This is a genomic window from Burkholderia pseudomultivorans (assembly GCF_902499075.1).
GTDB classification, from domain to species: domain Bacteria; phylum Pseudomonadota; class Gammaproteobacteria; order Burkholderiales; family Burkholderiaceae; genus Burkholderia; species Burkholderia pseudomultivorans.
This window is the reverse complement of record NZ_CABVPP010000007.1, coordinates 25973-39656: the sequence shown is the minus strand read 5'-3', so window position 1 is coordinate 39656 and position 13684 is coordinate 25973. Positions and strand designations below refer to the sequence as shown.

The following is a 13684-nucleotide window of genomic DNA, read 5'->3' as shown; positions in this document are numbered from 1 at the left end:
GCACCCGCCAGCGCTCAGATTTGCCCCGCCGCCCCCGTCCATCGCAGGTAATCGCCGCGCGTCCAGTCCAGCGACACGCCGACGCGCTTGGTCCCGGGCCGAATCTTCGGCTTGTGCACCGACAGCGTCAGCGACTCCAGCGCCGGCCACTCGCGGAACGACAGCACCGCGATATCGGCGACGAGCGTTTCGAGCAGCCGCGTATGCGGCTTGTGCGCGAGAAACGACGCGACGCGCGCGCAGTAGCCGTCGTAGTCGATCCACTCGCCCTGCTCGCTCGGCTCGCAGCGATACTCGAGCCGCGCATCGATCACGATCGGCTGCGGCGCTTCGTGCTCGTGCGCGTGAATGCCGATCCGCGCGGGCACCTTCAGTTCGTCGACGAACACGCTCCAGCCGCGCCCGCGCAGGCGCGGCGCGTCGATCGCCGCGAACGGTTCGTCGAACGGCTTCATGACACGAGCGGCGCGGCTGCGTCGAGCATGATGCGCACGAAATAGTCGGCGAAACTGCGGCGCAGCACGATCTCGAACGCATCGTCGCCGGTCGGGATCAGCACGATCGACGCCTTGAAGTAGTGCGACTGCGCGCACTGGCCCGGCTTGAACAGGCGCGGATGCAGGTCGAGCGGGCAGCCGCGCGCGAGCACGTCGCGCACGCGTTCGCCGCTGATCTCGACGACCGTGTAGCCGCTGCCGACGTCGACCGCCGCTGCATACGAACCCTGCACGGCGTCCGCGAGCTTCGCCTCGAGCACGCCCGCCTGCACGGGCCCGTTCGAACGCACCAGCCACTCGTCGGGGCCGAGCCACAGCACGTCATACTCGGCGCTGCGCGCAACCGTGTTCGGCTCGGCCGGCGGCCGGCAGCCGACCACCCGCTCGAACGCGCTCACGAACGCCGGGTCGTGCAGCTCGCCGCGCACGTTCACGAGATCGAGGAACGCGCGCTCGCGCAGCGCGAACTTCTTCGAGGCGCGCGCCTGGTGCGCCTTCAGCACGTCGGCCGCGCCGACGAACGGCGACTCGAGCTGCACGCCGCCCGCGCCCGCCACCGGCGCCTGGTTTCTCGTTTCATTCCACATGCTGACGCACCCCTTCGGTATCGTAGAAAACCGGGCTCGAGATCTTCGCGGTGATGCGCTTGCCGTTGGCCAGCGGAATCACGACGCTCTCGCCCATCTTGTCCAAGCCGCCCTTCACCACCGCCAGCGCGATCGAGCGCTTCAGGATCGGGCTGTAGTAGCTCGACGTCACGTGGCCGATCATCGGCGTCGGCTCGGTCGTGGACACCTGCGTGTCCTTCGCGATGATCTGCGCGCCTTCGGGCAGCACGAACTGCTCGTCCTCGGTCAGCAGGCCGACGAACTGCTTGCGGCCTTGCTTCGCGGTATCCGAACGCGACAGCGAACGCTTGCCGAGGAAGTCCTTCGACTTCGCGACGACGCCGCCCATCCCGAGGTCGTACGGCGTGATCGAGCCGTCGGTGTCCTGGCCGACGATGATGTAGCCCTTCTCCGCACGCAGCACGTGCATCGTCTCGGTGCCGTACGGCGTGATGTCGAACTCGGCGCCGGCCGCCATCAGCGCTTCCCACACCGCGCGGCCCGCATTGGCCGGCACGTTCACTTCATAGGCCAGCTCGCCCGAGAAGCTGATCCGCATCACGCGCGCCTTCGCGCCTGCGACCGTGCCGTTCCGGTAGCTCATGAACGGGAACGCCTCGTTGCCGAAGTCGATGTCCTGGCACACCTTCTGCACGACCTTGCGACTCTTCGGGCCGACCACCGCGAACGTCGCCCAGTGATCGGTGACCGACGACAGGCGCACCTTCATGTCCGGCCACTCCGTCTGCAGCCAGCGCTCGAGCCAGGTCAGCACGCGCGCCGCGCCGCCGGTCGTGGTCGTCATCATGAAGTGCTGATCGGCGAGGCGCACCGTCACGCCGTCGTCGAACACCATGCCGTTCTCGTCGAGCATCAGCCCGTAGCGGCACTTGCCCACCTCGAGCTTGTTCCACGGGTTCGTGTACATCCAGTTCAGCAGCTTCACCGCGTCCGGGCCCTGGATGTCGATCTTGCCGAGCGTCGACGCATCGAGGATGCCGACGCTGTTGCGCACCGCGAGGCATTCGCGCTTCACGGCCGCATGCAGGTCCTCGCCGTTCTTCGGGAAATACCAGGGCCGCTTCCAGTTGCCGACGTCCTCGAACAGCGCGCCGTGCTCGACGTGCCATTCGTGGATGCAGGTCTTGCGGATCGGGTCGAGGAAATCGCCGAGCTCGCGGCCCGCGAACGTGCCGAACGACACCGGCGTGTAGTTCGGCCGGAACGTCGTCGTGCCCGTTTCCGGAATCGACTTGCCGAGCGCCTGTGCGAGGATCGCCATCCCGTTGATGTTGCCGAGCTTGCCCTGGTCGGTGCCGAAGCCCATCGCCGTGTAACGCTTCACGTGTTCGACCGACTCGAAGCCTTCGCGCGCCGCCAGCAGGATATCGGCGGCCGACACGTCGTTCTGGAAATCGACGAACTGCTTCGGCCCGCGCGACGCGGCCTCGCGGCTGCCGACCAGCCAGAGCGGCTGCAGCGCGCCTTCGACGGTTTCCGCGACCTGCGGCGCGACGGGGCGCTGCGCGGCCGTGAAGCCCGCGGCCTTGGCCGCCTCGGCGCCCGCGTCGAGCGCGAGGCGCAACGCGCGCGCCAGCCCGAATTCGCCGGCGGCCGCGCCGACGCTGGCCTCCGCCTGCACCGGCTTGCCGGGCAGGAAGCACGCCTTCTCGTCGTTCCAGCATGCCTTGCCGCCCGACTGCGCGAACAGGTGCAGCACCGGGCTGAAGCCGCCCGACATCGCGACGAGGTCGCACGGCAGCGACTGCAGCTTGCCGCCCGTCTGGCCGTTCGTGTACGACGCGACGTCGACCGACGATACGCGCAGCTTGCCCGACGCGGCCGTCACGACCGCACCGCTCATCACCGTCACGCCCTGCCGCTTCGCGGCCGCGGGCAGCGCGCCGTTCGACGACGCGCGTGCATCGACGACCGTCACCTTCGCGCCGCACGCCTTCAGGTCGAGCGCGGTCTGGTACGCGCGGTCGTTGTTCGTGAACACGACCGCATTGCGGCCCGGCAGCACGCCGTAGCGATGAATATAGGTCGACACCGCGCCGGCGAGCATCACGCCCGGCAGGTCGTTGTTGCCGAACACGATCGGCCGCTCGTGCGCGCCGGTCGCGAGAATCACCTGCTTCGCGCGGACCTTCCACAGCAGTTCGCGCGTGCCCTTGCGCATCGACACGGGCATGTGATCGGTCAGGCGCTGCGTGACGGTCACGAGGTTGTGGTCCTGGTAGCCGAACGCAGTGCTGCGCGACAGGATCGTCACGTCGGGCAGCTTGCGCAGTTCGGCCTCGATCTTCTCGACCCACTGCAGCGCGGGCTTGCCGTCGATCTCCGCACGGCACGACAGCAGGCTGCCGCCGAGTTCGCGCTGGTCGTCGACGAGGATCACGCGCGCGCCGGCGGTCGCTGCCGCGTGCGCGGCCGCGAGGCCCGACGGGCCGCCGCCGACCACCAGCACGTCGCAGTGCGCGTAGCACTTGTCGTAGCGATCGGCGTCGAGCGCGTCGGGCGCCTTGCCCAGACCGGCCGCTTCGCGGATCTTTTCCTCATACTTCGGCCACATCTTGCGCGGCCACATGAAGGTCTTGTAGTAGAAGCCGGCGGGAAGGAAACGCGACAGCTTCTGGTTGATCGCGTACTTGTCGTTCTCGAGCGACGGCTCCGCGTTCACGCTCGACGCGACGAGCCCCTGATACAGCTCGATCTCGGTCGCGCGCGCGTTCGGCACGCTGTACGGGCCCGATTCGAGCTGCACGACGGCATTCGGTTCCGCGACGTCCGCCGTCACGATCCCGCGCGGACGGTGGTACTTGAAGCTGCGCGCGACGAAGTGCACGCCGTTCGCGAGCAGCGCGGACGCGAGCGTGTCGCCCTGGAAGCCCTGATACGTGCGGCCGTTGAACGTAAACGTCAGCGGAATCGCGCGATTGATGCGGCCACCGGTGCCGAGACGGTCTTTCTGGCTCATTTGCTCGTGCCCTCTTCGTGTGCGTTGCCGGCGGCAGCGCCGCTGACGGCGGCCCCACCGAACTTCTCATAGCTCTTGATTTCGTACGTGACGGTGTCGCGCGTGACCTTGAACCAGCGGCGGCAGCCCTGCGTGTGCAGCCACTGCTCCTTGTGCAGCCCGCGCTTGTTTTCGCGCATGAACACGTACTCGCCCCATTCGCGGTCGGTCATCGTTTCGTTCGCGACCGGGCGCACGATGTCGGCTTCGCCGCCGCACGTGAACTCGGATTCGGCGCGCGGCCCGCACCACGGACATTCGATCAGCAACATGTTGGTTTCTCCTCGTTCAGTGCGCGACGGCGGCGGCGCCGTGTTCGTCGATCAGGTGGCCGGTGTAGAAGCGGTCGAGTGCGAACGGCGCGTTCAACGGATGCGGCTCGTCGCGCGCGATCGTGTGCGCGAACACCCAGCCCGAACCCGGCGTCGCCTTGAAGCCGCCGGTGCCCCACCCGCAGTTGAAATAGAGGCCCTTCACGTCGGTCTTGCTGATGATCGGGCACGCGTCCGGCGACACGTCGACGATGCCGCCCCACTGGCGGTTCATCCGCACGCGCGAGAACACCGGGAACATCTCGACGATCGCCTGCAGCGTGCCTTCGATGATGTGGAAGCTGCCGCGCTGGCCGAAGCCCGTGTACTGGTCGATGCCCGCGCCGATCACGAGGTCGCCCTTGTCGGACTGGCTGATGTATGCGTGCACCGCGTTCGACATGATCACCGAGTTGACGACCGGCTTGATCGGCTCGGACACGAGCGCCTGCAGCGGATGGCTTTCGATCGGCAGGCGCACGCCGGCCATGTCGGCAAGCGTCGTCGTGTTGCCGGCCGCGACCACCGCGACTTTCTTCGCCTTGATGAAGCCCTTCACCGTGTCGACGCCGACCACCGCGCCGCCTTCGCGGCGGATGCCCGTGACCTGGCAGTTCTGGATGATGTCGACGCCGGCGCGGTCCGCGCCGCGCGCGAAGCCCCAGGCCACCGCATCGTGGCGCGCGACGCCCGCGCGGCGCTGGATCGATGCGCCGAGCACCGGGTAGCGGCTGTTGAGGTTGATGGTCGGCTCGATTTCCTTGATCTGCGCGGGCGTCAGGAATTCGGCGTCGACGCCGTTCAGCCGGTTCGCGTTGACGCGGCGCTCGGTGTCGCGCACGTCCTGCAGCGTGTGCGCGAGGTTCATCACGCCGCGCTGGCTGAACATCACGTTGTAGTTCAGGTCCTGCGACAGCCCTTCCCACAGCTTCATCGCCTTCTCGTACAGCGCGGCCGACTCGTCCCACAGATAGTTCGAGCGCACGATCGTCGTGTTGCGCGCGGTGTTGCCGCCGCCGATCCAGCCCTTCTCGAGAATCGCGACGTTCGTGATGCCGTGCTCCTTCGCGAGGTAGTACGCGGTCGCGAGCCCGTGCCCGCCGCCGCCGACGATCACGACGTCGTATTCCTTCTTCGGTTCCGGGCTCTTCCACTGCTTTTCCCAGTTCTCGTGATACGAGAGGCCGTTGCGGAACAGGCTGAATATCGAGTAGCGGCTCATTTTGATGGACCCTTCGTTAGCATTCGATGACGTTCACGGCGAGACCGCCGCGCGACGTTTCCTTGTATTTCGTCTTCATGTCGGCGCCGGTCTCGCGCATCGTCTTGATGACCGAATCGAGCGACACGTAGTGCTGGCCGTTGCCCTTGAGCGCCATGCGCGACGCGTTCAGCGCCTTGATCGCGCCCATCGCGTTGCGCTCGATGCACGGGATCTGCACGAGCCCGCCGACCGGGTCGCAGGTCATGCCGAGGTTGTGCTCCATGCCGATCTCGGCCGCGTTCTCGACCTGGTCGGGTGTGCCGCCCATCACCGCGGCGAGCGCGGCCGCGGCCATCGAGCACGCGACGCCGACTTCGCCCTGGCAACCGACTTCCGCGCCGGAGATCGACGCGGTTTCCTTGTAGATGATCCCGATCGCCGCGGCCGTCAGCAGGAATTCGACGACGCCCGCTTCGTTCGAACCCGGCACGAACTTCACGTAGTAGTGCAGCACGGCCGGAATCACGCCGGCCGCGCCGTTGGTCGGCGCGGTGACCACGCGCCCGCCCGCCGCGTTCTCCTCGTTGACGGCCATCGCGTACAGGTTGACCCAGTCGAGCATCGACAGCGGGTCGCGCAGCGATTCCTCCGAACGCGCGCGCAGGCGGCCGTACAGCTCGGCCGCGCGGCGCTTCACGCGCATCGGGCCCGGCAGGTCGCCCTCAACCTTGCAGCCGCGCTCGACGCAGGCGGCCATCGTGCGCCAGATCGCGAGGAGTCCTGCGCGCACTTCGTCTTCCGGACGCAGCGCGCATTCGTTGCGCATCATCAGCTCGGCGATCGACAGCCCGTGCTCGCGGCACTGGCGCATCAGGTCGTCGCCGGTGCGGAACGGATAGGGCACCTCGGCCGCCGCGCGCACGCCGTTGACGCGATCGCCGTCGCGGTTCACGACGAAGCCGCCGCCGATCGAGTAATACTCTTTCTCGACGAGCAGCTGGCCGTGCTCGTCGAACGCCTGGAAGCGCATCCCGTTCGGGTGCACGATGCTGGTGCCCGTCATCAGCTTGCGATAGAAGCCGATGTGCTCCTTCTCGTCGAAGCGGATCGACTGCCGGCCGAGCAGCGACAGCGACTTTTCCGCGCGGATCGCCGCGAGGCGCGGCTCGATCAGGTCCGGATCGATGGTGTCGGGCAGATGGCCCTCGAGGCCGAGCAGCACGGCCTTGTCGGTGCCGTGGCCCTTGCCGGTCGCGCCGAGCGACCCGTACAGCTCGACCCGCACGCGACGCACGAAGCCGAGCAGGTTCGCGTCCTCGACGTGCGACGCGAAGCGGCACGCGGCGATCATCGGGCCGACCGTGTGCGAACTGGACGGGCCGATGCCGATCTTGAACAGGTCGAAAACGCTGACGTTCATCTGGCTTCCTTTGGATGGATACAGGCGAAGTGACGCTGGACGCCAGTACATCAAAGCGTAAAATCCGCCGATAGAACAAAAACGGCATCGGCGTGGGATACCGCCGCCAAGCGCGCGGCCCCGCGGCCCGAAAGTGCGCTTTGGCGATGGTTCGCGACGCAAAACCACAAGTCCGGCCGACGCGGCTGCAGCCGCGTTGCCCCGTCGCCCTCCGCTTGCCGTATCCTGAATGGCGTGAGACCGCCCGCCCGGCGTAACGAGACTGGCTGCAATGACACCCGACGTACCCGCTTCCCCCCTCGCAGAGCCCGCGCCGCAGCGCATCCGCTTCGGCATCGTGCTGCTGCCGAACTTCACGTTGACCGCGTTCTCGGGCTTCGTCGACATGCTGCGGCTGTCGGCCGACGACGGCGACTACAGCAAGCCCGTGCGCTGCGCGTGGAGCGTGATCGGCGACACGCTCGCGCCGGTGCGCGCGAGCTGCGGGATCCAGATCACGCCGTGGGAGACGTTCGACGCGGCCGAGCCGTTCGACTACGTGGTGGTGGTCGGCGGGCTGCTGCATTCGGGGCCGCAAGCCGGCCCCGAAACGCTCGAGTTCATCCGCCGCGCGGCCGCGGCCGGCGCGACCGTCGTCGGGATCTGCACCGGCGTGTTCACGCTGATGCGCGCGCGCGTGCTCGACGGCTACCGCACCTGCGTCAGCTGGTTCCACTACTGGGATTTCATCGAACGCTTCCCGAACGCCGATCCGGACCTGCTGATCGCCGACCGGCTGTTCGTGATCGACCGGCGCCGGATCACCTGCTCGGGCGGCCGCGCATCGATCGACGTCGCCGCGGCGATCCTGCTGCGCCACTTCGACCATGCGACGGTGCAGAAGGCGCTGCGCATCCTGCTGGTCGGCGAGATGCAGAAGGGCAATGCGCCGCAGCCGCATCCGCCGGGCCTCGAACCGGCGACGCATCCGAAGGTCAAGCGCGCGATTCTTCTGATGGAACAGCACGTCGGGCGCGCGCTGCCGCTCGACGAACTTGCGTGCAAGCTCGACCTGTCGACGCGGCAGCTCGAACGGCTGTTCAAGGCCGAGACCGGCAAGAGCCCGCAGGCATTCGCGAAGCAGGTGCGGCTGCGGACGGCCGCGTGGCTGCTGACCAGCTCGGACCGCACGGTCGCCGACATCGCGACGAGCTGCGGATTCGCCGACGCGTCGCACCTCGGGCGCGAATTCCGCAAGCAGTTCGGCGTACCGCCGGCGGCGTATCGCGAGCGCGGCGGCGCAGGCGCGGCGGCAGACGCGACGCACGATGCGGCGACGGCCGACGCCGCTGAAGACATCGTCGACTGACGGCGGACGCCGGCGCTGTCACGGGCGAAAGTCGACCAGACGAAATCCCCGAACACACCGTCAAGGCCGCCCATATCGCGCCCGTTTGATATCTTTTGGAACCGGTTCCAGTCGATTTAACCGACGTTGAGCCCCGTTAACCGAGGGTTATCCCGGATGCTTGCGTCCGTCCAAATTTGTATGATGACCACATCACCTTACAAAACTGGGCGTCATGTTCGAGAAAATTCCGGCCCGCGCGATGAGCGATCACGTCGCGCAGCAACTGCTGAAGCAGATCGAAGTCGGCAGCTTTTCGGCCACCGGCAAGCTGCCGACCGAAGCCGTACTCGCGCAGGAATTCGGCGTCAGCCGCACCGTGATCCGCGAAGCGATTTCGCGCCTGAAGAACGAAGGCGTCGTCGAGCCGCGTCAGGGCAGCGGCGTGTACGTGAACCAGCACGGCGCGATCCGCCCGCTGCGGATCGACTATGCGGAAGCGGTCGAGGCAAGCTCGCTGCCGCACCTGCTCGCGGTGCGCCGCGCGATCGAGGCCGAGGTCGCGGCCGAAGCCGCGCTGCATCACACCGACGACGACATGGCCGACATCGACGACGCGCTGCGCAAGATCGACGACGCAGTCGCCGAAGGGCGCGACGGCGTCGCCGAGGATGTCGCATTCCACCGCACGATCGCCGCCGTCACCGGCAACCCGTATTTCCTGAAGACACTGCAGTTCCTGAACCAGTACCTCGAGGCCGGCGTGAAGGTCACGCGTCGCAACGAAGCGACGCGCGAGGATTTCTCGCGGCAGGTGCGCGACGAACACGCGGCGATCGCCGACGCGATCCGCGCACGCGACCCGATGGCTGCGCGCAACGCGGCGCGCACGCACATGTACAACGCCGCCCGCCGCCTTGCGGAAGCCGGCATCTGCTGAACCCGGCGGCCTCCGCTGACCCGGACGCCGCCTCTGTCCCGAATCGATCAAGGTTTTGACCATGTCACGAAATGTTGGAGTCATCGGCCTCGGCGCGATGGGCCTCGGCGTCGCCCGCTCGCTGCTGCGCGCGGGTTTCCGCGTGCACGCCTGCGACGTGCGCGACAACGTGCTGCAGGCCTTCGCGGCCGAAGGCGGCATCGCCTGCGCGACGCCGGCCGAACTCGGCGCGCAATGCGACGTCGTCGTCACGCTCGTCGTCAATGCCGCGCAAACCGAAACGGTGCTGTTCGGCGAACACGGCGCGGTCGCGTCGATGCAGCCGGGCGGCGTCGTGATCGCGAGCGCGACCGTCGCGCCCGAATTCGCGGTTGCGCTCGGCGCGCGCCTCGAGGCCGCCGGCCTGCAGATGCTCGACGCGCCGGTGTCGGGCGGCGCCGCGCGCGCCGCCTCGGGCGAGATGACGATGATGACGTCCGGCCCCGCCGCCGCGTACGCCGCCTGCGAAGACGTGCTGGCCGCGATCGCCGGCAAGGTGTACCGGCTCGGCGATACGCACGGCGTCGGCTCGAAGGTGAAGATCATCAACCAGCTGCTGGCCGGCGTGCACATCGCGGCGGCGGCCGAAGCGATGGCGCTGGGCCTGCGCGAAGGCGTCGACGCCGACGCGCTGTACGACGTGATCACGCACAGCGCCGGCAATTCGTGGATGTTCGAGAACCGCGTGCCGCACATTCTGAACGGCGACTACACGCCGCTGTCGGCCGTCGACATCTTCGTGAAGGATCTCGGCCTCGTGCTCGACACCGCACGCCGCAGCAAATTCCCGCTGCCGCTGTCGGCCACCGCACACCAGATGTTCATGAGCGCATCGAGCGCCGGCCACGGCGGCGAAGACGATTCCGCCGTGATCAAGACTTTCCCCGGCATCACGCTGCCGCCTGCCCGCTGATTCGAACCCCGCTTTCGCCATGACCGCTTCCGCTTCCCGTCCCCTGCTCGGCTGCATCGCCGACGATTTCACCGGCGCGACCGATCTCGCGAACATGCTCGTCAAGAGCGGCATGCGCACCGTGCAGACGATCGGTGTACCGGCCGAATCCGCATCGATCGACGCCGATGCGATCGTCGTCGCGCTGAAGTCGCGCACGATCCCTGCCGCCGATGCCGTCACGCAGTCGCTCGCCGCGTACGAATGGTTGCGCGCGCAAGGGTGCCGGCAGTTCTTCTTCAAGTACTGCTCGACCTTCGACTCGACCGACGCCGGCAATATCGGCCCGGTCGCCGACGCGCTGCTCGACGCGGCCGGCGGCGGCTTCGCGATCGCCTGCCCGGCCTTCCCCGAGACCGGCCGCACGATCTGTCGCGGCCACCTGTTCGTCGGCGACGTGCTGCTGAACGAATCGGGGATGGAAAACCATCCGCTCACGCCGATGAAGGACGCGAACCTCGTGCGCGTGCTGCAGCGGCAGACGCCGTCGAAAGTCGGGCTGATCCGCTACGACACGATCGCGCTCGGCGCGGCCGACGTGCGGGCACGAATCGACGCGCTGCGCGCCGACGGCGCGCGCTTCGCGATCGCCGATGCGCTGTCGGACCGCGACCTCCACGTGCTCGGCGAAGCCTGCGCGAACCTGCCGCTCGTCACCGGCGGCTCGGGCATCGCGCTCGGCCTGCCCGCCAACTTCCGCCGCGCGGGACTGCTGCCCGAACGCGACAACGCGGCGTCGCTGCCGCGCATCGACGGGCTCGCGACGGTGCTCGCCGGCAGCGCGTCGAAGGCGACCAACGCGCAGGTCGCCGCGTGGTGCGCGCAGCGGCCGGGCTTCCGCATCGATCCGCTCGCGGCCGCGCGCGGCGAGCCCGTCGTCGAGCAGGCGCTCGCGTTCGCGCGTTCGCATCTGCCGGAACCGGTGCTGATCTATGCGACCGCAACGCCCGACGAAGTGAAGGCCGTGCAGCAGGCGCTCGGCGTCGAGGCAGCCGGCCATCTCGTCGAAAGCACGCTCGCGGCGATCGCGAAAGGCCTGCGCGAACTCGGCGTACGCAAGTTCGTCGTCGCGGGCGGCGAAACGTCCGGCGCGGTCGTGCAGGCGCTCGACGTGAAGTCGCTGCAGATCGGCGCGCAGATCGATCCGGGCGTGCCGGCCACCGCGACCATCGACGCGCAGCCGCTCGGCCTCGCGCTGAAGTCCGGCAATTTCGGCGCGATCGACTTTTTCGACAAGGCGCTGCGCGCACTCGACGGAGCCGCCCGATGAGCACCGAAGCGAAACTGCGCGAAGAGATCTGCGTGGTCGGCGCGAGCCTGTATGCGCGCGGCCACGCGGTCGGCAGCGCGGGCAACATCAGCGCGCGCCTGCCCGACGGCTGGCTGATCACGCCGACCGACGCGTGCCTCGGCCGGCTCGATCCGAACGACATCGCGAAGGTCGACCTGAACGGCCAGGCCGTGTCGGGCGGCAAGCCGTCGAAGACGCTGACGCTGCATCGCGGCATCTATGCGCGCAACGCCGAAGCGAACGGCATCGTCCACACGCATTCGACGCACCTCGTCGCGCTGACGCTCGCGGGCGTGTGGCGCGACACCGACGTGCTGCCGCCGATCACGCCGTACTACGTGATGAAGGTCGGCCACATTCCGCTGATCCGCTATCGGCGTCCGGGCGACCCCGACGTCGCGGCCGAAGTCGCCGCGCTCGCCGACCGCGTGCGCGGCGTGCTGCTCGACCGTCTCGGCCCCGTGATGTGGGGACCGTCGGTGTCGCACGCGTCGTACGCGCTCGAGGAACTCGAGGAAACCGCGCGGCTGTGGCTGATGACGAACCCGAAACCCGAGCCGCTGTCCGACGCGGCGCTCGACGCGCTGCGCCAGGCCTTCGGCGCGCGCTGGTAGCCCGGCGCACCGCCGCCGCCCGAATCCCATGCCCGCCGTGTGCGCGGGCCTTTCCGTCAGCACACACACCTACGACCGGCAGCGTGCGCGCCGCCGGCACTCGCCACCTTTGGAGACGACGATGACTGCTCTCGACGCGGCCGCAGGCCGTACGCCCGCCGCGGCCGCCAGCGCGGCCGAGCTTGACCTCACCTACAAGAAAGTGTTCTGGCGCATCGTGCCGTTCCTGATGCTCTGCTACGTGGTCGCGTATCTCGACCGCGTGAACGTCGGCTTCGCGAAGCTGCAGATGTCGCAGGATCTCGCATTCAGCGAAACCGTGTTCGGGCTCGGCGCGGGCATCTTCTTCCTCGGCTACTTCCTGTTCGAACTGCCGAGCAACATGCTGATGCATCGGATCGGCGCGCGCATCTGGATCGCGCGGATCATGATCACGTGGGGGCTGCTGTCCGCGCTGTTCGCATTCGTGAAGACGCCGACCCAGTTCTACGTGCTGCGCTTCCTGCTCGGCCTCGCGGAAGCGGGCTTCTATCCGGGCGTGATCCTGTACCTGACGTACTGGTTCCCGTCGCACCGCCGCGCGAAGATCATCGCGGTGTTCATGTCGGCGATTCCGGTGTCGGGGATCTTCGGCAATCCGCTGTCCGGCTGGATCATGGAGAAATTCCACGGCGGCTCCGGCTTCCATGGCTGGCAATGGATGTTCATGATCGAGGCCGTGCCGGCCGTGCTGGTCGGCATCGCGACGATCCTCTATCTCGACAACAACATTCGCAGCGCGAAGTGGCTGAACGAGCGCGAAAAGCAGCTGCTCGAAGACGAGATCGCCGCGCAGCCGCAGGAACAGCAGAAGCACGGCCATTCGCTGAAGGCCGTGTTCTCGGACCCGCGCATGTGGTGGATGTCGCTGATCTACTTCGCGTTCGTCACGGGCCAGTACGGCCTCACGTTCTGGATGCCGACGCTCGTGAAGTCGACCGGCATCACCGATACGTTCCAGATCGGGCTGCTGTCCGCGATTCCGTTCGTCGTCGCGATCGTCGTGATGAACCTGTTCGGCCACAGCGCGGACAAGCGCCGCGAACGCCGCTGGCACCTGATCGTGCCCGCGCTGATGGGCGCGGTCGGGTTTGCAGTCGCCGCGTCGTATTCGCACAATACGGTCGTGTCGATCGTGTTCCTGTCGCTCGCGGCGGGCGGCGTGCTGACCTGCGCGCCGCTGTTCTGGTCGCTGCCGACCGCGTTCCTCGCGGGCAGCGCCGCCGCGGCCGGGATCGCGATCATCAACTCGGTCGGCAATCTCGCCGGCTTCGCGAGCCCGTACGTGATCGGCTACCTGAAGGACCTCACGCACAGCACGTCGTCCGGCATGTACGTGCTGGCCGCGATGCTCGTGATCGGCGCGATCGCCGTGTGGCTCACGCCCGCGAAACTCGTGAACCGCTGAGCCCGTTCGACGCGG

General features: G+C 68.0%; 12 protein-coding genes. 6 read left to right on the top strand and 6 right to left on the bottom strand.

Translation table 11 applies throughout. The annotated features are described in order from the left end of the window. Positions 1-14: 14 nt before the first annotated feature. Genes BST28156_RS07465 through BST28156_RS07440 form a run of 6 tightly spaced genes read right to left on the bottom strand, consistent with a single transcriptional unit; the run spans position 15 to position 7059 of the window. A complete protein-coding gene (locus BST28156_RS07465) occupies positions 15-455 on the bottom strand; it encodes a dihydroneopterin aldolase (RefSeq protein WP_174901897.1) in 441 nt (146 codons plus the stop codon). Next, positions 452-1084 carry a sarcosine oxidase subunit gamma gene (locus tag BST28156_RS07460; protein WP_060244545.1) on the bottom strand — a complete coding sequence of 211 codons (633 nt, stop codon included), beginning with the start codon at positions 1082-1084 and terminating at the stop codon, positions 452-454. The genes BST28156_RS07465 and BST28156_RS07460 overlap by 4 nt, the downstream gene beginning before the upstream one ends. Then, positions 1074-4085, bottom strand: a complete 3012-nt coding sequence (locus BST28156_RS07455) for a sarcosine oxidase subunit alpha family protein (RefSeq protein ID WP_174901896.1) — start codon at positions 4083-4085, stop codon at positions 1074-1076. Before BST28156_RS07455 ends, BST28156_RS07460 begins: the two co-directional genes overlap by 11 nt. Beyond that, a complete protein-coding gene (locus tag BST28156_RS07450) occupies positions 4082-4396 on the bottom strand; it encodes a sarcosine oxidase subunit delta (protein WP_060244548.1) in 315 nt (104 codons plus the stop codon). Before BST28156_RS07450 ends, BST28156_RS07455 begins: the two co-directional genes overlap by 4 nt. Before the next feature lie 16 nt (positions 4397-4412). Next, on the bottom strand, positions 4413-5657 hold the full coding sequence (locus tag BST28156_RS07445) for a sarcosine oxidase subunit beta family protein (RefSeq protein WP_010089369.1): 1245 nt from the start codon (positions 5655-5657) through the stop codon (positions 4413-4415). A 16-nt stretch (positions 5658-5673) separates the two neighbouring features. Then, complete coding sequence (locus BST28156_RS07440) at positions 5674-7059, bottom strand: L-serine ammonia-lyase (protein ID WP_174901895.1); 1386 nt, start codon at positions 7057-7059, stop codon at positions 5674-5676. Positions 7060-7330: 271 nt separating this feature from the next. On the opposite strand from BST28156_RS07440, the gene BST28156_RS07435 reads away from it, so the two are divergent. The 6 genes from BST28156_RS07435 (at position 7331) to BST28156_RS07410 (ending at position 13669) form a co-directional block, all read left to right on the top strand. Then, positions 7331-8407 carry a GlxA family transcriptional regulator gene (locus tag BST28156_RS07435; RefSeq protein WP_060244552.1) on the top strand — a complete coding sequence of 359 codons (1077 nt, stop codon included), beginning with the start codon at positions 7331-7333 and terminating at the stop codon, positions 8405-8407. A 214-nt stretch (positions 8408-8621) separates the two neighbouring features. Then, complete coding sequence (locus tag BST28156_RS07430) at positions 8622-9326, top strand: FadR/GntR family transcriptional regulator (RefSeq protein WP_060244555.1); 705 nt, start codon at positions 8622-8624, stop codon at positions 9324-9326. 61 nt (positions 9327-9387) lie between these two features. Continuing rightward, positions 9388-10278 carry an L-threonate dehydrogenase gene (gene ltnD, locus BST28156_RS07425; protein WP_059479565.1) on the top strand — a complete coding sequence of 297 codons (891 nt, stop codon included), beginning with the start codon at positions 9388-9390 and terminating at the stop codon, positions 10276-10278. 19 nt (positions 10279-10297) lie between these two features. Continuing rightward, positions 10298-11587 (top strand): 3-oxo-tetronate kinase, encoded by a 1290-nt coding sequence (gene otnK, locus BST28156_RS07420; protein ID WP_174901894.1) that lies wholly within the window; start codon positions 10298-10300, stop codon positions 11585-11587. Then, positions 11584-12222 carry a 3-oxo-tetronate 4-phosphate decarboxylase gene (gene otnC, locus BST28156_RS07415; RefSeq protein WP_060244560.1) on the top strand — a complete coding sequence of 213 codons (639 nt, stop codon included), beginning with the start codon at positions 11584-11586 and terminating at the stop codon, positions 12220-12222. Before otnK ends, otnC begins: the two co-directional genes overlap by 4 nt. Positions 12223-12343: 121 nt before the next feature. Beyond that, on the top strand, positions 12344-13669 hold the full coding sequence (locus BST28156_RS07410) for an MFS transporter (protein WP_060244635.1): 1326 nt from the start codon (positions 12344-12346) through the stop codon (positions 13667-13669). The last annotated feature ends 15 nt before the right edge of the window (positions 13670-13684 follow it).